Source organism: Anaerobacillus sp. ABA4_114 (genome assembly GCF_056159065.1).
Map to the genome: position 1 here is coordinate 263764 of NZ_JBSWUM010000001.1, position 16843 is coordinate 280606.

Annotated in this window: 20 protein-coding genes; 13 read left to right on the forward strand and 7 right to left on the reverse strand. The window is 41.9% G+C overall.

Annotated features, from left to right (window positions below; all coding sequences use genetic code 11):
- Window positions 1–7: 7 nt before the first annotated feature.
- The 7 genes from ACXAEY_RS01330 (at window position 8) to ACXAEY_RS01360 (ending at window position 3287) form a co-directional block, all read left to right on the forward strand.
- Complete coding sequence (locus tag ACXAEY_RS01330) at window positions 8–793, forward strand: FliA/WhiG family RNA polymerase sigma factor (protein ID WP_474809937.1); 786 nt, start codon at window positions 8–10, stop codon at window positions 791–793.
- Between the two features lie 14 nt (window positions 794–807).
- The gene (locus ACXAEY_RS01335; protein WP_270180443.1) at window positions 808–1275 is read left to right on the forward strand and encodes a DUF6115 domain-containing protein; all 468 of its coding nucleotides are present in this window, start codon (window positions 808–810) and stop codon (window positions 1273–1275) included.
- Window positions 1272–1709, forward strand: coding sequence for a YaaR family protein (locus ACXAEY_RS01340; protein ID WP_474809939.1), 438 nt, complete (start codon window positions 1272–1274; stop codon window positions 1707–1709). The genes ACXAEY_RS01335 and ACXAEY_RS01340 overlap by 4 nt, the downstream gene beginning before the upstream one ends.
- 156 nt (window positions 1710–1865) lie before the next feature.
- The gene (locus ACXAEY_RS01345) at window positions 1866–2432 is read left to right on the forward strand and encodes an RNA polymerase sigma factor (RefSeq protein ID WP_474809941.1); all 567 of its coding nucleotides are present in this window, start codon (window positions 1866–1868) and stop codon (window positions 2430–2432) included.
- Entirely contained in the window at window positions 2429–2575 is a 147-nt protein-coding gene (locus ACXAEY_RS01350; protein ID WP_270180440.1) for a YvrJ family protein, read from the forward strand. The genes ACXAEY_RS01345 and ACXAEY_RS01350 overlap by 4 nt, the downstream gene beginning before the upstream one ends.
- Before the next feature lie 2 nt (window positions 2576–2577).
- Entirely contained in the window at window positions 2578–2829 is a 252-nt protein-coding gene (locus ACXAEY_RS01355) for a helix-turn-helix domain-containing protein (RefSeq protein WP_474809943.1), read from the forward strand.
- Window positions 2830–2918: 89 nt separating this feature from the next.
- Window positions 2919–3287 (forward strand): DUF423 domain-containing protein, encoded by a 369-nt coding sequence (locus tag ACXAEY_RS01360; RefSeq protein ID WP_270180438.1) that lies wholly within the window; start codon window positions 2919–2921, stop codon window positions 3285–3287.
- Window positions 3288–3321: 34 nt separating this feature from the next.
- Here ACXAEY_RS01360 and gerQ read toward each other — a convergent pair whose 3' ends face one another.
- From gerQ to ACXAEY_RS01375, 3 genes are all read right to left on the reverse strand, one after another.
- On the reverse strand, window positions 3322–3807 hold the full coding sequence (gene gerQ / locus ACXAEY_RS01365; protein WP_270180437.1) for a spore coat protein GerQ: 486 nt from the start codon (window positions 3805–3807) through the stop codon (window positions 3322–3324).
- Window positions 3808–4147: 340 nt separating this feature from the next.
- Window positions 4148–4894, reverse strand: coding sequence for a hydrogen peroxide-dependent heme synthase (gene hemQ / locus ACXAEY_RS01370; RefSeq protein WP_270180436.1), 747 nt, complete (start codon window positions 4892–4894; stop codon window positions 4148–4150).
- 250 nt (window positions 4895–5144) lie between these two features.
- The gene (locus tag ACXAEY_RS01375) at window positions 5145–6242 is read right to left on the reverse strand and encodes a S8 family peptidase (RefSeq protein WP_474809947.1); all 1098 of its coding nucleotides are present in this window, start codon (window positions 6240–6242) and stop codon (window positions 5145–5147) included.
- Window positions 6243–6432: 190 nt separating this feature from the next.
- On the opposite strand from ACXAEY_RS01375, the gene pta reads away from it, so the two are divergent.
- Entirely contained in the window at window positions 6433–7407 is a 975-nt protein-coding gene (gene pta / locus ACXAEY_RS01380; protein WP_270180434.1) for a phosphate acetyltransferase, read from the forward strand.
- Window positions 7408–7644: 237 nt separating this feature from the next.
- On the opposite strand, the gene lipL is transcribed toward pta, so the two are convergent.
- Entirely contained in the window at window positions 7645–8478 is an 834-nt protein-coding gene (lipL, locus tag ACXAEY_RS01385) for an octanoyl-[GcvH]:protein N-octanoyltransferase (protein ID WP_270180433.1), read from the reverse strand.
- A gap of 168 nt (window positions 8479–8646) precedes the next feature.
- Here lipL and ACXAEY_RS01390 point away from each other — a divergent pair, with 168 nt between their 5' ends.
- The 4 genes from ACXAEY_RS01390 (at window position 8647) to ACXAEY_RS01405 (ending at window position 12348) form a co-directional block, all read left to right on the forward strand.
- Complete coding sequence (locus ACXAEY_RS01390; RefSeq protein WP_270180432.1) at window positions 8647–8784, forward strand: zinc ribbon-containing protein; 138 nt, start codon at window positions 8647–8649, stop codon at window positions 8782–8784.
- 294 nt (window positions 8785–9078) lie between these two features.
- Complete coding sequence (locus ACXAEY_RS01395; RefSeq protein ID WP_474809950.1) at window positions 9079–10320, forward strand: dicarboxylate/amino acid:cation symporter; 1242 nt, start codon at window positions 9079–9081, stop codon at window positions 10318–10320.
- 139 nt (window positions 10321–10459) lie between these two features.
- Window positions 10460–11743, forward strand: a complete 1284-nt coding sequence (locus ACXAEY_RS01400) for an HD domain-containing protein (protein ID WP_270180430.1) — start codon at window positions 10460–10462, stop codon at window positions 11741–11743.
- Window positions 11744–11844: 101 nt separating this feature from the next.
- On the forward strand, window positions 11845–12348 hold the full coding sequence (locus ACXAEY_RS01405) for a YwgA family protein (RefSeq protein ID WP_270180429.1): 504 nt from the start codon (window positions 11845–11847) through the stop codon (window positions 12346–12348).
- A gap of 52 nt (window positions 12349–12400) precedes the next feature.
- Here the strand turns inward: ACXAEY_RS01405 and ACXAEY_RS01410 are convergent, their stop codons facing one another.
- A complete protein-coding gene (locus ACXAEY_RS01410) occupies window positions 12401–12835 on the reverse strand; it encodes a hypothetical protein (RefSeq protein ID WP_474809952.1) in 435 nt (144 codons plus the stop codon).
- Between the two features lie 167 nt (window positions 12836–13002).
- Between ACXAEY_RS01410 and ACXAEY_RS01415 the strand changes: the two genes are divergently transcribed.
- Window positions 13003–14034 (forward strand): oxidoreductase, encoded by a 1032-nt coding sequence (locus ACXAEY_RS01415; RefSeq protein WP_474809954.1) that lies wholly within the window; start codon window positions 13003–13005, stop codon window positions 14032–14034.
- Between the two features lie 32 nt (window positions 14035–14066).
- Here the strand turns inward: ACXAEY_RS01415 and ACXAEY_RS01420 are convergent, their stop codons facing one another.
- Together ACXAEY_RS01420 and ACXAEY_RS01425 are read right to left on the reverse strand one after the other, a co-directional pair.
- On the reverse strand, window positions 14067–15278 hold the full coding sequence (locus ACXAEY_RS01420; protein WP_474809956.1) for an EAL and HDOD domain-containing protein: 1212 nt from the start codon (window positions 15276–15278) through the stop codon (window positions 14067–14069).
- 120 nt (window positions 15279–15398) lie between these two features.
- Entirely contained in the window at window positions 15399–16715 is a 1317-nt protein-coding gene (locus ACXAEY_RS01425) for an NCS2 family permease (RefSeq protein WP_474809958.1), read from the reverse strand.
- Window positions 16716–16843: the final 128 nt, after the last annotated feature.

Here is a 16843-nt window from a genome sequence, read left to right on the forward strand (position 1 = left end):
GAATCCCATGAAATCCAAAATGGACGAACAGACAATTGAATATTGGAAGGCATGGAAGAATGAGCGAAATGAAGCAGCTGGTAACTATCTTGTGTCATTCTATCGACCACTTGTGGATTATGCTGTTAAACGGTATATGGCTGCACTTCCATCCTCTGTCCATCATGATGATATCAGTAGTTTTGCTTATAATGGCCTACTCGACGCAATCGACAAATTTGAACTAGAGCGCGATCTTAAATTTGAGACGTATGCAAACTGGCGGATAAAAGGTGCGATCATCGATGGGTTAAGGCAAAACGACTGGGTACCACGTTCTGTGAGAGATAAAGCACGTAAGATCGAGGAAGCGTATGCGCTATTGGAGCAAGAGAACCAAAAATCTTGCACAGATGAGCAAGTCGCAAAGCACCTCGGGATGTCGGTAGTAGAAGTGCAACAAACGATACAGGACGCCTCTCTTTCGATTATGATTTCAGTTGACGAACCTGTATATGAAGAAGATCAACAGCAGATCGAACGGTACAACGTGATCGAGAATGAACGTGCAGATTCACCTGAAAAGCATATTCATGAGCATTTTATTAAAGAAATTCTGACCGAAACGATCGATCGACTACCTGAAAAAGAAAAACTAGTAATCTCGCTCGTATATTTTGAGGAGCTGACTCTAACAGAAATCGCGAAAATTTTAAAGCTTTCTACAAGTCGAGTCTCTCAGCTTCATTCAAAAGCGTTGCTACGAATGAAAGGTGCCCTTCGAGCGAATAAAGAACATGTACAATCCATGTAATCGGAGTGAATACAATGGTAATCTTCATCTTTATCAGCATAGCACTACATCTCGTTAGCTTTTTGTGTATCGTTCTCTTATTCCTTAAGCAGTCCAAAGGTTCAAACTTAAAAGAAGAAGTCAGGTCGAGTATGCAGTCGTACATCGAACAGCTCGAGGAAGAAAACGATCAATTGATCGATCGAGTGAAAACACTCGTTGAAAAACGAGAGGGGCAAATCGATTTGCGCCTTCGAGTACTTGAGCAGTCGAAAGCTGCACCTCAGGAAAGCGTACCGGCGCAGCAGCCGAAAGAAAACCAGCCATATCAGAAGCCAGCGGCTGTCCTTCAGCACCCTTCAGTGAGGAACGATCGAAAGCAGCAAGCACTCAAGCTATACAAAGAAGGCTTTACGATGACAGAAATTGCAAAGTTCTTGAACTGCGGTATTGGGGAAGTCGAACTGATCGTCAATATACACGGAAGGTCTCAGCAGCTATGAAAATACAGCAATCAACTCAAGTGATGCTCGATTCACTTAAGAAAGATACGATGAAATCATCTTCACCTACTCCGTTCAACGGTGTGATGAATGAAGCGGCAAAAGAGTTGAAAGGCTCCGCACTTCAGCGGCTGCTTCATCAGATTGAAGAACAAGGGAAGGTACTAGGAAAAGAAAAAACACTCCAAAACCTAACGGCATACAAACGGTTAGTGAAGCACTTCCTTGAAGAAGCAGTTGGTCAGGGCTTGTCACTATCTGAAAAGAACAGCACGGACCACAGAGGGCGAAACAGAACGTATAAGCTCGTCGAGACAGTTGAGCAGAAGTTAGTTGATCTTCAAGAAGAAATACTACAAAAAGAAAAGTCAGGTGTGCACGTGTTATCACTTGTAGGAGAAGTAAAAGGTCTGTTGGTAGATTTAATGCTCTAGGTCGTTTATACTAGAAAAAATAGGAAGTATTTGCTCATGTGCGAACACATGAGTTTTTTTATAATAAAAATAAGAACATACGTTCGAATTAATGGTTGTGATTTTTGCAAGAAAGGATACTTTCTATCCTACACAAAAGAGAAGGGAGAGGTGAGGATGAAGCAAAAGTGTCCATATTCTATGATAAAGGGTGCTCATGGAGAGCTCATGAAAAACCCCCTTTTCCGGTCATTTATTCAAGATGAAGAAAGCTGGAGATGTTATCTCGATGTGATTAACGATAATGATAACGAAGCACTAAATCGACTGAATCAACTTTTTCACATGTTTTACGCCGAAATTCGTTTCATTGCATATGTATCACGTTTAGTCCATTATACGGCGATAAACTATGACAGAAAACGAAGATTAAACAGCATGAGGTATCCGCTTACGCTTGATCAACCCATTAAGGAAAGTGGAGATTCTTGGGTCGATCTCATGGCAGGTGCACCGATCTATACTTCAAACGAAGTTGAGCAGCAGTTCCTGTCCTATTCGCTGTTCCGAGCGTACAAGAGACTCACTACGAAGCAGAAAGAAGTGTTGACCCTTTACTATCGTGAAGGTGCAACAGACACAGAGATAGCGAATGATTCAGGGGTTTCTCAACAGGCCGTAAGCCGACGCAGAAAACGTGCTCTGCAGAAATTAAGAGAAGTCGTGAAGGAGGGAATCCGATGAATATCACAAACATTATTAATACGATGATCGGTGATTTAGGTTTTCCGATCGTTGTATCACTGTATCTACTCATTAGACTCGAGCGAAAAGTTGAAAATTTATCGAACGTGATTGCAGAGCAGGAATCTGATAAGAAGGGATAACTATGGAAATCAGATTATATAACCTTTTACAACGTGCTAAGAAGCAGGATGAGGAAGCACTCTCCCTCATCCTACAAACATTTGAGAAAAAGATACAATCAGAATTAAGACAGACGTCGTTTGGAGCGAGAGACGACCTGCGCCAGGAGCTGTTCGTGAAGGTGTGCGAAGCAGTGGGGAAATACAAGGTGGATGATGTACCTGACTTTGAGGAGTTTGCGATGAAATTAGAAAAAGATAAGCGCGAGGAGTGAATGATGTATGAACATTTATGAAAAACGTTGTGGCATGAATCGCTTTTAGCTATGATGAAGATGGAATGAAACAATACGGAGGGTTACTCATGAAACTTTTCTTGATCATCGGTGCGATCAACGCTTGCCTAGCAGTTGGTCTTGGCGCTTTTGGCGCTCATGGATTAGAAGGACGATTGTCAGAAAGAATGTTAGAGACGTTCAAAACAGGTGTTCAGTATCACATGTATCATGCTCTTGGTTTGATCGGCATTGCCGTTGTTGCAGACAAGCTTCAATCAACGGGGCTCATTAACTGGGCTGGATGGCTCATGTTTGCAGGGATCATCCTCTTCTCAGGTAGCCTTTATGTGTTGAGCTTGAGTGGAATTAAAATTCTTGGTGCGATCACTCCTCTTGGAGGTCTCGCATTCATTACTGCTTGGATTCTCCTTGCAGTTGCTGCATTAAAGCTATAAAAAAACGGCCTGAGCATTCAGGCCGTTTTTTGATTTATCTTGGAGAATATGAGGTCATTTGTTGAACAGGGTAGTTATATTCAAGTTCTTCATCAAACGTAATATAGTCAAGATAAACCATCAACAGGATATAGCGTTTTCCAGTCTGAGGATCAGAAATAATAATATGATCTCTCCCAGCTGCCTCCACGATCCCTTTAAATACTTTCGCATTCCATTTTTCGTTGTTCTCAAACGTCATGTAGATCGTCGCGACTTTTCCAAGGTTTAACCTGAGAATGTTTTCTATATACGATTGCTCGACTGCCAATTGAGCTGGAAATCCTTGCCCTTGCATTGCGCCCTGTACTTGCCCTTGGCCCTGCGTCGGGTATCCTGATGGAAAAGATTGCTGCCCCATCTGCCCCTGGCCTTGTTGCCCCATCTGTCCCATTTGCCCCATCTGCCCCATTCCATTTTGTCCTTGCTGCGGCATCTGTCCATAGCCGCCGCCACCGTTGTTCCAGAGCTTATTTTTCATCGTAACCCTCCTTAAGCGTTCTCCTAGCCATAGTAAACTTCTGAGCACTCACTTTCGGTAGGTTGATAAAAGCAGTGAGCTTTAAACCTTCCTGAAATCAGTTGATCGTACAATAGGGCAAGTTCCTGAAGGCTTAAAGAACCACAGTGCATGACTTGCCGAGTGGTATGGGATGCTTCGAGCAAGCCGCCCATCCATTTCGCTGCTTCAAGATAAAGGAAAATGCCATGACCCTTCGTAACTCATTGTATGTTCGATAATGGATGATATGCCTTTTTATAAACGGGAATTGCACATAAAAAAGCCAACGAAAACAGCTGTTTTCGTTGGCTCATATTAATTAGACGTATAAGAATTGAGGCAGGCGTTCTTTCGGCAGATGCGTCCCAACAAAGAAGCTCCCGAATTCGCCGAAACGTGCGCTCACTTCGTCGAATCTCATTTCATACACAAGCTTTTTAAACTGAAGAACATCATCAGCGAATAGGGTAACGCCCCACTCCCAGTCATCAAAACCGACTGAACCTGTGATGATTTGCTTAACCTTACCAGCATAGCTTCGACCGATGAGCCCATGACTGCGCATCATTTCACGACGCTCTTCCATTGATAGCATGTACCAGTTATCGTTACCCTCACGCTTTTTATTCATAGGGTAGAAGCAAACATAAGGTGCTTCAGATAGCTCTGGCTTCAAACGTGCTTGGATACGAGGGTCATTCTCAGGGTCACTGTCTTTGCCAGCCATGTAGTTACTGAGCTCTACAACAGATACATAAGAATAAGCAGGGATTGTATATTCAGCGAGTGTTGTTTTATTGAACGCATTTTCGATTTCATTTAGTTCTTCCATTGTTGGGCGAAGGAGCATCAACATAAAGTCTGCTTTTTGTCCCACGATGGAATAAAGCGCATGACTTCCTTCTTTATAATTCGCTGTAGCTTCCCATTTTTCAAGGAAAGAATAGAATTCATTCATTGCGTTGTCACGTTCTTCGCTAGATAGCTGCTTCCATGCAGTCCAATCCATCAAACGGAAATCATGCAGGCAATACCAGCCGTCAAGAGTTACTGCTGCTTGGTTCATATATGATCCACTCCTTAATAATTATCCAATCAATCTCCACCCTCTACTATACCAATAGTTCTGCTTGTTTGAAAGCGATTGAGGCGTGGAACGATCTATCTGTCATAAAGAATGTTCCAGATTTGATGAAAAAGGAAAAAAGACAGCAAACCAGTCTCCAAAGAGAATTTGATATGCTGACTTTACCATTTTATTTATCTCTTTTATAGAAGAGTTGGCGCTTTTTGTGGGCGTAAGATATGTGCACATTCTATTCCTGAACATGTAATAGGGCAATATACGCGTTGATCCTACCGTTTTGATAAAGCGTTCCAGTACCATCGATGTTGACAGTCGTTGCTTTCAACTTATTTCTCACAATGTTGGGATTTGGGTTAAGAGAGAGCATAAGAGCAGCGAGGCCACTTACAAATGCTGTTGCTTGAGATGTACCAGAAAGGTATCCGTAATCAGTTTGTCCAGTTTTATTTTCTTGAGTAGGTAAAGTAGATAAGATGCTGACCCCAGGTGCTGCGAGATCCACCCATGGGGCACCAAAATTAGAAAAAGGAGCGATCGTATCGTTTCGTTCTAATGCAGCAACACTAATACACTGAGGATATGCTGCAGGGTAAAAAAGTTGGTTTGCAGCAGCGTTTCCGGCTGAGGCTATTAAAAGAACCCCCCTATCCTGTGCATACTGAACGGCGTTTTGAATAACGGTACTTGACGTAACACTTCCGCAACTTAAATTAATTACGTTTGCACCATTGTTTACAGCATAGACGATTCCTCGAGCCACGTCACTGAAGCTTCCTTGTCCATTATCATCCAATACTTTTACGTTCATAATTTTAGGGTTTATCCCGATACCAGCGATACCAACATCATTTCTTGTCATGGCAGCCGCGATACCAGCAATATGTGTTCCATGTCCGTTTAAATCCTGAGATGTAGGGGAAAGCGTAAAGTTTTTGCTTAAAATTACTTTTCCATAAATGTCCGGGTGTCTTGTGTTGATACCAGTATCTAAAATGGCGATCTTAACAAGTGTAGAACCTCGCGTCACATTCCACGCCCTAGTTGAATTTATCTTCAAGGCTCCCCACTGGTACTTAAAAAGAGGGTCGTTTGGAATAAGCTGTGCTTCCATAATTCCATCATAGTCTACATGCTTTACACCATAGAAGTTTGATAGGCGCTTAGCAATGATATTGAGTAAATGAGGTTCAGTTGAAATGGTGTATGTGTTGAATTCTTGAATTTCATCAATAATAGGAGTGTTGAGCATATCAAAAATTTCAAGAATCCTATTTCGAGAAAGAGTGGGAATGAAGCTCACCATTAAACGATTAGGTAGGTAGTTCATTCTTTATGCCACCTCCTATATCTAGCAATTTCTATAGTATATTACTCAATGTAGGAGTTTCTTGGAACGGCTCATTAGTCAGAAAAGTAGAACTTTTAAATGGAAGGGTTTACAACTACGGATTTATTTTTGTTTTTAGGGAAAAAAGAGTATCGTAGGGATTGGAAATCAAATTAATGAGGTGAATACAATGAGTGATCTTTTTACAAGCATGAAAGATACGGTAAGAAACGGCCAACCGACGATCGTGTTTCCAGAAGGAACAGATGAAAGAGTTCTTGTTGCGGCAAATCGTCTCGCTCAAGACGGCATCCTAAAACCAATCGTTGTTGGTGGAGAAGCAGCAGTAAAGGACAAAGCGTCATCTTTAAACGTTGCTCTTCATGAAGATCTACAAATTATTGATCCTGCAAACTATTCAGACATGGATGCACTTGTTGAATCGTTCGTAGAACGCCGTAAAGGAAAAGCAACAGCAGAACAAGCACAAGAGATTCTTCTCGATGTGAACTACTTTGGTACGATGCTTGTTCATACAGGAAAAGCTGATGGCCTTGTAAGTGGAGCTGCACACTCGACTGGTGACACGGTCCGCCCTGCACTTCAAATCATCAAGACAAAAGAAGGAATCAAGAAGACGTCAGGCGCTTTTGTAATGGTGAAGGACGATCAGAAGTATGTGTTCGCAGACTGTGCGATCAACATTGCTCCTGATAGCAACGACCTTGCTGAAATCGCTGTTTCTAGTGCTGAAACTGCGAAAATGTTTGGTATCGATCCAAAAGTTGCGATGCTTAGCTTCTCAACAAAAGGTTCTGCTGTTTCCCCTGAAACAGAAAAAGTCATGGAAGCTACAAAGATTGCGAAAGAAAAAGCACCTGAGCTTGTTATCGACGGTGAATTCCAATTCGACGCTGCATTCGTCCCTGAAGTAGCAAAGAAAAAAGCACCTGAATCCCCGCTAGAAGGGCAAGCGAATGTGTTTGTATTTCCAGGCCTCGAAGCAGGAAACATCGGATACAAAATGGTTCAACGCCTTGGCGGATTCGAAGCAGTAGGTCCAGTTCTACAAGGTCTTAACAAGCCTGTAAATGACCTTTCTCGCGGCTGTAGTGAAGAAGATGTATACAAGCTTGCTTTGATCACAGCAATGCAAACTTTATAAGGTTCGTTGAAGACTGTCGACACTCGATCGGCAGTCTTTTTTTGGGGGGATGAAACGGTAGTTTCGCGGATATATTCTCGTTTACGCGGATATAGGGTTAGATTTAGCGGATATAATTAAAAAATCGCGGATAAATCTCCATAATCGCGGATATTTTTAGAAATTCGCGGATATACCACTAATCTCACGTCATATTAAAAGCACCCGAAACGAAGTTCGGGTGCTTTTTTTCTAACATTAGTAAAGTGCTTTCTCATTTCGTGTAAACACACGCTGGTAGTTGTAATCGTAAAGGGATAACTCTGGAATCGAAAGGTGTTGAGTCGTCAAAGTCCCTGCGTATTTATTCAGCGTTTTAAGCGTTCCCATCATCAGGTCACTTACCGCCAAACTTTCTCCCGTCAATTCACTCAACGATGCCATCGTCTCCGGAACGATACGTGGATACGTGAACTTCGTTTCTTCGCCACCGAGGGAGCGTTCGTAAAATTCCTTAATTAAAGCTGCCCGCTCTGAACCACTTCCATCTACACAGAGATAAACTTGAACCGCAACGCCTCCTCGAAGGCGTCTTTGGGAAATTCCTGCAAACTTCTGCCCGCCTATACTCAAATCGTAGCGGCCCGGGCAATAAGAGCCTACAATCTCACGATCTTCAACATTAACCCCATATGGTGAAAGGATTTCCTGTACAAAATCGACCATCGATTCATATCCTTTGTCGATTCCAACCTGCTGCTCTTTTTCTGCAAAAACAAGCGACAGGTTCAAAACACCACTATCTAGTACAACTGCAAGTCCGCCTGAATTTCTAACAATGACCTTGTATCCTTGTTGTTTTAAGTACGCGATTCCACGTTCGATGTAAGGAAGTCGTGTGTCTTGTATGCCAAGGACAACCGTGTCATGGTGTACCCAGGATCGCATAACTGGTGAAGAATCCCCGCTACCTGTTGAGTTGCAGAGCGTATCATCCATTGCAAACGATTGAAGTGCATCGAAAGACGGTCCAAGAGTAGATTGATCTATTATTCGCCATTCTGGCTGATATAGTACTGAGTCATTCGCCATAGCTATTTCCTTTCTGTTACAAATCATCTTTAGCTATTATAGCACGAGAAATACCAGCATTCAGAATACAGATTGCGACAATATTTCCCGGGAGATGACATATTATGATGTTTTAACATAGTAAAACTTGTGGAATATACATACTAGATAAATATGGGAGGTGAAGGGATGCCACGTGCGACCGATAGACCCGGTGAAGGTACATATAAATGTACGAACTGTGGTCAAGAAATGACGATCGAGAAAGAGAGTGATCAGTTACCACCTTGTCCAAGTTGTGGTAATAATACCTTTAATGCGGCATAAAAGCATAGCACCTCAACATTGGAAAGTACGGGAAATTTATCTCGTACTTTCTTCTTAGTTTTAAAGGTTTTTTAGCTATAAAACCTTTATTTAACAGGGGAATTGTAAACTAACTAAGTAAATATAATTTTGCGAGAATTAGTGAAAATGCTATAATAATGTTTGTGTGTTTACTAGTTAGCGAGAAAGAGAGCAAGCAAAGCGAACAATATCACAATGTGGAAGTGCTTTCATAAAAACAAGACAGCAAACGAATGACTTGCATATAAACCATTCACGAAAGGGGTAATGTCCATGAAGCTAACGGTTAAGATTATCGCCGGTTTAGTATTGGGTATTTTAGTTGGTGTCATCTTTAACTTGTTTGCACCAGATGCGTTTGGACCCGTAGATAAGTATTTTCTTGGTCCTGTAGGACAGATCTTTTTAAACTTAATTAAGATGCTAGTTGTGCCGATCGTGTTCTTCTCGATCGTAGTAGGTACAGCAGGAATCAGTGATCCTAAGAAACTTGGTCGTATGGGAGGAAAGACAGTAGGGTTTTTCCTAATCACGACGACGATCGCTATTTCGATCGCTATGGCACTTGCTTATTTAATCAAGCCTGGTGTGGAAGGTTCATTCACTGGTCAAAGTGATTTTAAAGCAGAAGAAGCACCTCCTGTAATGGATACGATTCTTAATATCATCCCGACGAACCCTGTTCAGGCGTTGACAGAAGGGAACATGCTTCAAATCATAGCCTTCGCGATCTTCATCGGTTTTGCGCTTGCGGTACTCGGTGACAAAACCAAAGCATTGCGAGACCTTATGGAACAAGGTAACGATGTGATGATGTATCTTGTTAAAATCATTATGGAAACTGCTCCATATGGAGCGTTCGCTTTGATCGCCTCTGCTGTCGGTGGTCAAGGTAAAGAAGCACTTCAATCCATGGGTATGTACTTTATCGTCGTACTGGCTGGACTGTTTATACATGCACTCGTCACATACAGTAGTGCGATTTACTTGCTGGGTAAAGAGAATCCGCTTAAATTCTATAAAGCTTTTTCACCAGCAATGGCAGTTGCATTCAGTACCTCATCTAGTAGTGGTACACTTCCTGTTTCTATGAAAACTGCTCAGGAAAACTTGAAGATTCCAAAACAAATCAGTAGTTTTGTTCAGCCCCTAGGGGCAACCATCAATATGGATGGAACTGCAATCATGCAGGGTGTTGCGACTGTTTTTATCGCGCAGATCACGGGTGTTGAGCTAACCTTCACACAGCTCATCATCGTCGTTGTCACTGCTACTCTCGCAAGTATTGGGACAGCCGGTGTTCCTGGTGTAGGACTTATCATGCTTGCGATGGTTCTAAACCAAGTTGGTCTCCCGGTTGAGCCGATCGGCTTGATCCTTGCCGTCGATCGATTGCTCGATATGACGCGTACAGCGGTTAATATTACCGGTGATGCGGCTTGTGCTCTCTATGTAACAAAATCAGAAGAAAAAAGGAATGGGAATACAACGTCTGCTGCTGAGATTAAAGGATAACCTACAACAGTAAACAGATGAATATTCTCCTTACAAAAACCTTCTATTACCTGTCTTTTTGACGGGTAGTGGAAGGTTTCTTTTTGGTATAATTTGAGATATAATAAGGGGATGAATTTGACGGAAGGAGTCCAACGCTGTGCTCGAACGATTAAACGAAGAAAAAGTTTTTAAAGATCCAGTTCATCGCTACATACATGTTCGCTACCGTTTAATCTGGGAGCTGATTGGAACGAAGGAGTTTCAACGTCTTCGCAGAGTTAGACAGTTAGGGACGACCTATTTAACGTTTCACGGAGCTGAACATAGTCGCTTCAGTCATTCACTCGGTGTTTATGAAATCGTCAGGAGGATTAACGAAATCTTCTCTCAATATGACGGTTGGAACGAAGAAAATCGATTGTTAAGTATGTGTGCTGCGCTTCTTCACGATGTTGGACATGGCCCGTTTTCTCATTCGTTCGAAAAGGTATTTGGACTCGATCACGAAGACTTTACCCGCATGGTCATATTGGGTGATACGGAAATCAATCGCATCCTTCGGAAAGTGAGCGATCGTTTTCCTGAAGAAGTTGCAGACGTGATTGCTAAAACGCATGACAACAAACTAGTTGTTTCCCTTATTTCAAGCCAGATCGATGCGGATCGAATGGATTACTTATTGCGTGATGCTTACTTCACAGGCGTTAGCTATGGTCAGTTTGATATCGAGCGTATCTTGCGCGTCATGAGACCTGGTGATGATCAGATCGTCATCAAACAGAGTGGGATGCATGCGGTAGAGGACTACATCATGAGTCGTTATCAGATGTATTGGCAAATTTATTTTCACCCCGTGACAAGAAGTGCGGAAGTTATTTTAAGCAAGATCTTACATCGTGCAAAGAAACTTTATCTCGAAGGTTACTCCTTTAAGTACGAACCGATCCATTTCTACTCACTGTTTAATGAGAATATCAGTCTTGAAGATTTTCTTAAGCTTGATGAATCTGTTGCGATGTTTTATTTCCAAATGTGGCAAGAGGAAGAGGACGAGATTCTTAGCGATCTTTGCGAGCGATTTATGAATCGAAGGCTATTCAAGTATGTTGAATTCAATCCGATGGAGAAGATGAACGATTGGAGAGAGCTATACGATTCATTTAAAGAAGCTGGCATCGATCCAGACTATTACCTTGAAGTAGACTCTTCCTCAGATCTTCCATATGATTTCTATCGACCTGGAGAAGAAGAAGAAAGGCTTCCAATCCATCTCCTTAAGCCAGGTGGCGATCTTCGGGAACTTTCTCGAGAATCCGAAGTTGTCGAAGCGATCTCAGGCAAGAAGCGTACAGATCACAAGCTCTATTATCCCGCAGATTTAATCCTGAAGGGGGATACGAACGTAACTCGTCGCATAAAGTCATTGCTTCAATTAGATTAACCTGTTCAAAAAGAAACCTGCATGGTCTGCAGGTCTAACCAAATCAGATAAAGAAAGCTTTTTGGACAACCTGTAAAAAGAAAATTGGGGAGGGGTACAGGTTGCTAGAAGATCATGCGAAAGTCATCACTGTATTAAAAGAAGCGGGAGAAGTCATCGGACGGAAAAAGCTTCAGAAAATCGTCTACATTTGTAAAAAACTACAGTTCCCATTTAACGAGAAGTATCAGTTTCACTTTTATGGACCTTATTCCGAAGAATTGACGCTCAGAGTGGAAGAGCTATGCAACCTTGGACTCGTCAGAGAAGTGAAGGAAAGCAAAGGGAACTATTATCAATACAAGTATTCCGTAACGGATCAAGGAACTGAATTCCTGAGCCATTATAACCATGACTTTCCATCTTTAAATGAATGTATTTGTAGAATGAATGGAGAAAGCTCACGTTTTCTAGAGCTTGTTTCGACAGTGTTGTTTTTCGATAAACTTACGAAAGAAGAAGTGATCGATAAGATTCAGACGATCAAACGAAAGCAAAACTACTCGAGTGATGAGATCGAAGAGGCATATACGTTTATCTCTAGTCTTAATCGCTTGCTTCAATAGAATAAGAGTTCAATAGAAAAAGGTGCACGAAGTTGATTCGGCACCTTTTTGTCTAACCTTTTATTGGAATTCTTTTTGAAAGACTCGTTTGTAGCTTGCTGAAGTTAATTTTCGTTAGAACAAAGCCGTTCAGAATGATTAGCCCTATCATAAGGAGAGAAAAGATCAATGTGCTTAGGTAGGGAAGGATGAGCTGCTGTAATCCAGGAATGGATTCTGTTAATAGAAAGACGATCGAGAAGGATGATAGCACATGAAAGGTGATGCCGGCAGAAAGACTTAATGATTCTCTTCGTTCGATGAGAGAAGGCATCCAAGCAATACCTAGAATTGAAAAAATGATAAGAACAAGAATAAGAGCGATGCTGCCACTCATCACGCTATGCTGAAAGTTACCGGCTTCTAACAGGAGTACATACATCAGAGTGGCTAGAATACCGATTCCTATTCCGATTGTCATTGGCGAAACTAAACGTTCTTTCATCATCGATCTCCACCTTTTATTACAATTATTTCGAAACTATTACAATAAATACCCTATTGAAGACTAGTATAATCCCTCCATTGCAGAAGATATTGCAGAATTATGTCGAGCTTAGGTAAATTACGAAAAAAGGTTCAAAAGACTCATATTGAAGTAAAGGAGTGTTCTTCATGGAACAAATAAAATGTGCGATCGTAGGTTTCGGGTTTTCAGGGGCAACGTTTCACGCTCCGGTGATGAAGGCTGTAAAAGACATGCATATCACAAAGGTAGTTTCTTCAAACCCTGAGAAGGTAAAGCATACCTTGCCTGATGCGGAGGTTGTTCCTGTTATCGAAGACGTTCTTGATGATAACGAAATCCAACTTGTGGTCATTACGACACCAAATGAATTTCATTATCCTATGGCGATGAAAGCACTGAACGCAGGAAAGCATGTTGTTCTTGAAAAGCCATTTGCAGTAAGTGTTTCAGAATGCGAAGAACTCATCAATGCTGCAGAACAAAATGGATGTCTCCTAAGCGTTTATCATAATAGACGTTTTGATAACGATTTTCTTACGATACAGAAACTGTTGAAAAACGATGCCTTAGGTAAGGTAGTTACGTATGAGGCTCACTATGATCGTTTTCGGAGCGAAGTGCGCGAGCGTTGGAGAGAACAAGATAAGAAAGGTTCGGGTATCCTCTTTGACTTAGGTTCTCACCTGATCGATCAAGCTCTTACGTTATTTGGAGAACCTGACAGCGTGATGGCAGACGTCGTCGCACAGCGTGAAGGCGCAAAGACTGATGACTATTTTCATCTGGTACTGAAGTATGGGAAGAAGAGAGTGATTCTGCATGGAGGTTCACTCGTTCACAAGCACGGACCGCGCTATCAAATACACGGTATGGAAGGTTCGTATGTGAAGTGGGGCATCGATCCGCAGGAAGATGCGCTGAAGAAAGGTCACATTCCAGGCGAGTCTGGATGGGGTGAAGACTCTGAACAGAGTTATGGCACGCTTACTACAGGAGATAATGAGAAAAAAGTTCCTACTGTTCAAGGAGCTTATCACCATTACTATGAAGGTATCGTGCGATCGATCAAAGAGAAAGCCCCAGCACCCGTTACGGCTCATGAAGCGCTGAACGTCATCAAATGTATCGAGCTGGCGCTAGAGAGTAGTGAAAACAATCGAACGGTTGAATGGAAGTAGAAGAGATGGCTCAAGGAGCCATCTCTTTTTTTCTAAACTTTCACTGCTACTTGAATGATAGAGTCGGACCATTTAAGAGCGTCGATATAAGAACTTTGAAGATCTTCACTCGCTAGATTGAACTCATTTAGGAAAGAGGCTACCGTTTGCCAGTCGTTCCGTTCTAGAGCTTTAATCATAGTTAAAATGTGATGATAAACCGTCTCTCGATCGTTCGTTAAGGTTTCTTTTAATGTGTCATCTATCGGTAAATCATTCAGAACTTCTTCCATCGGACGCTGCAAAATCGTATCGAGCAACGAAAACATTCCGACGAGAGAGGCTTGGTGCGGGTTCACGTTTACTTTCTTTGCTACTAACTCTGATAGTTTTGCACGCGTAAGAGACAGGTGCAGAATTTCAGTAGATTGATTAGAATCCTTTGTAAACATGAGTATCAGAATCCATTTTTTCACTTCGGCTAGCCCCAATAGAACGATTGCTTGTCTAACATTGCTGACTTTTACCTGAAGGCCGAGGGAATTGATCAAGCGTAACAACTTATAAGAAAGTGCGACGTCCTTTTCAGCAAGAGTAGCGACTGCCTGGATATCAGGCATAGGCTTGTTGATTTCATCCAGCATCTGAATATAAAGCTGGGGCATTGGTTTCAAATCTTTTGTAGAAAGGATAGAAGGCTTGCTAAAGAAATAACCTTGAAATAGTTTGAATCCTAGCGCTTTGGCTTCTTCAAATTCTTTTAATGTCTCTACTTTTTCCGCTAGAAACTGAATCGGAAGGTGACGAAAACGATTCATGATCTCGATCCGTTTTTCTTTTGATGTTCCAAGGAAATCAACTTTAATGATATCGATCACATGTAGAATGCTTTCGTAATTTCCGAAATCAGTGAAGTCATCGATTGCGATGGTATATCCTTTCGCTTTAAAGCTTTCACACTTCTCGATCACATCTCCAGTTATGTCAATGTCCTCAAGCAGCTCGATAATGATTGAGTCAGGAGAGAAGAGGAGTGGTGTTTCATCAAGAATTAACTCTTTCGTAAAATTGATGAAGCATTTTTTATGATCTGATAATTTATCTAATCCAAACGTCAAATAGGAATTGGAGATGACTTCAGCTGTTGCTTGATTACCATCTAAGCCATCAAACGAATTAAGATTTCCAGTCCTGTGCAGCAATTCGTAACCAAACAGCTGCTTATCGACTGTTAAGATCGGCTGACGCCCGATAAATACGTCCACGTTATACCTCCAACAGGAAATTTATTACTATTCTCTTAAATAAATATTATAGTGGAATTTCAAGGGAATTGGAACGCTAATTAAATGAAAAAATGACCTGCTGAAGAGCAGGTCATGTGATTAAGCATGCGGAAGAAATGCGAGTTGGTAGAAGAAGAGAACGGCAAACAGATAGAGAAGCGGGTGTACCTCGCGTCCTTTTCCTTTTACTAATTTAAGAACAGGATACGTAATGAAGCCAAGTGCGATTCCTGTCGCGATGCTTGATGTTAAAGGCATCGTCAAGATGATTAAGAAAGCAGGAAATGCTTCATCGAACTCATGCCACTCAATCTTTCCAACTGCACTGATCATTAAGCTTCCGACGATGATCAGCGTTGGAGCAGTAATCGCAGCAAGTCCTGAAACAGCACCTACTAGTGGACCGAAGAAAGCAGCGGCAATGAATAAGGTTGCAACCACAACAGACGTTAAGCCGGTACGACCACCAGATGCTACGCCTGAAGATGATTCGATATAAGCACTAGTCGGGCTCGTTCCGAATACAGCACCAACTGTTGTACCGATTGAATCTGCGAGAAGCGCTTGACGTGCACGAGGCATTTTCTTCCCTTTCATCAAACCAGCTTGCTCTGCAACGCCTACCATGGTGCCAGTAGTATCGAAAAGCGTAACGAGTAAGAATGAGAAGACAACAGCATATAGTCCGTACTCGATCATATCTTTAAATGCTTGTAGCGGACTTCCGAAAATAAATAGATCTGGAGACGAAGGTGATCCAACGATCCCTTCTTTAAATTCAAGCTGTCCTGTCGAAATAGCGATGATCGCTGTAGCGATCATTCCAAAGAATAACGCACCGTGAATATTACGGGCCATCAGAATAAGCGTGATGATTAACCCTCCGAGTGCGAGTAATACTTCTGGAGAATGGAGATCACCGAGTGTAACGAGATTCTCTTTATTAGCAACGATGATTCCTGTCATGCGTAATCCGATGAACGCGATGAACAAACCGATACCTGCAGTAATACCAAGCTTTAGGTTCGTAGGAATCGCTTCGATCAATTTTTCACGAAACGGGGTTAGTGAAAGAATAATGAATAGGATACCTGCAATAAAAACAGCTCCAAAAGCTACTTGATACGACACGCCGGGCTGGCTGCCTACTACGGAGAAGGCAAAGTAAGCATTCAAGCCCATACCTGGAGCGATTGCGATCGGGTAGTTCGCGAATAGACCCATCCAAAGGGTACCGACAACAGCTGAGATGATGGTTGCCATGAACACCGTATCGAATGGCACACCAGCTGATGAAAGGATAATAGGATTTACAATAACGATATACACCATTGTTAAGAATGTGGTGATACCTGCTAATAATTCAGTTTTAACGCTTGTTCCGTTTTCTTTTAGTTTGAAAAAGGAGTTTAGCATGGGATACCTCCTGTAAATACGAACGATTTTTAAACACAATCTCTATATTATTCGTAAAAAGATTTTTTAGCAAGGGAAAATTATTAAATTCCTTTTTTATATCGGCACGATTGCTGCAGGATGAATAC

Coding starts and splice junctions, on each gene's coding strand:
- ACXAEY_RS01425 (WP_474809958.1), bottom strand. CDS start 16,715: ATGCTAAACTCCTTTTTCAAACTAAAAGAAAACGGAACAAGCGTTAAA.
- ACXAEY_RS01415 (WP_474809954.1), top strand. CDS start 13,003: ATGGAACAAATAAAATGTGCGATCGTAGGTTTCGGGTTTTCAGGGGCA.
- ACXAEY_RS01395 (WP_474809950.1), top strand. CDS start 9,079: ATGAAGCTAACGGTTAAGATTATCGCCGGTTTAGTATTGGGTATTTTA.
- ACXAEY_RS01330 (WP_474809937.1), top strand. CDS start 8: ATGAAATCCAAAATGGACGAACAGACAATTGAATATTGGAAGGCATGG.
- lipL (WP_270180433.1), bottom strand. CDS start 8,478: ATGGCGAATGACTCAGTACTATATCAGCCAGAATGGCGAATAATAGAT.
- ACXAEY_RS01355 (WP_474809943.1), top strand. CDS start 2,578: ATGGAAATCAGATTATATAACCTTTTACAACGTGCTAAGAAGCAGGAT.
- ACXAEY_RS01340 (WP_474809939.1), top strand. CDS start 1,272: ATGAAAATACAGCAATCAACTCAAGTGATGCTCGATTCACTTAAGAAA.
- ACXAEY_RS01375 (WP_474809947.1), bottom strand. CDS start 6,242: ATGAACTACCTACCTAATCGTTTAATGGTGAGCTTCATTCCCACTCTT.
- pta (WP_270180434.1), top strand. CDS start 6,433: ATGAGTGATCTTTTTACAAGCATGAAAGATACGGTAAGAAACGGCCAA.
- ACXAEY_RS01410 (WP_474809952.1), bottom strand. CDS start 12,835: ATGATGAAAGAACGTTTAGTTTCGCCAATGACAATCGGAATAGGAATC.
- hemQ (WP_270180436.1), bottom strand. CDS start 4,894: ATGAACCAAGCAGCAGTAACTCTTGACGGCTGGTATTGCCTGCATGAT.
- ACXAEY_RS01390 (WP_270180432.1), top strand. CDS start 8,647: ATGCCACGTGCGACCGATAGACCCGGTGAAGGTACATATAAATGTACG.
- ACXAEY_RS01335 (WP_270180443.1), top strand. CDS start 808: ATGGTAATCTTCATCTTTATCAGCATAGCACTACATCTCGTTAGCTTT.
- gerQ (WP_270180437.1), bottom strand. CDS start 3,807: ATGAAAAATAAGCTCTGGAACAACGGTGGCGGCGGCTATGGACAGATG.
- ACXAEY_RS01350 (WP_270180440.1), top strand. CDS start 2,429: ATGAATATCACAAACATTATTAATACGATGATCGGTGATTTAGGTTTT.
- ACXAEY_RS01360 (WP_270180438.1), top strand. CDS start 2,919: ATGAAACTTTTCTTGATCATCGGTGCGATCAACGCTTGCCTAGCAGTT.
- ACXAEY_RS01345 (WP_474809941.1), top strand. CDS start 1,866: ATGAAGCAAAAGTGTCCATATTCTATGATAAAGGGTGCTCATGGAGAG.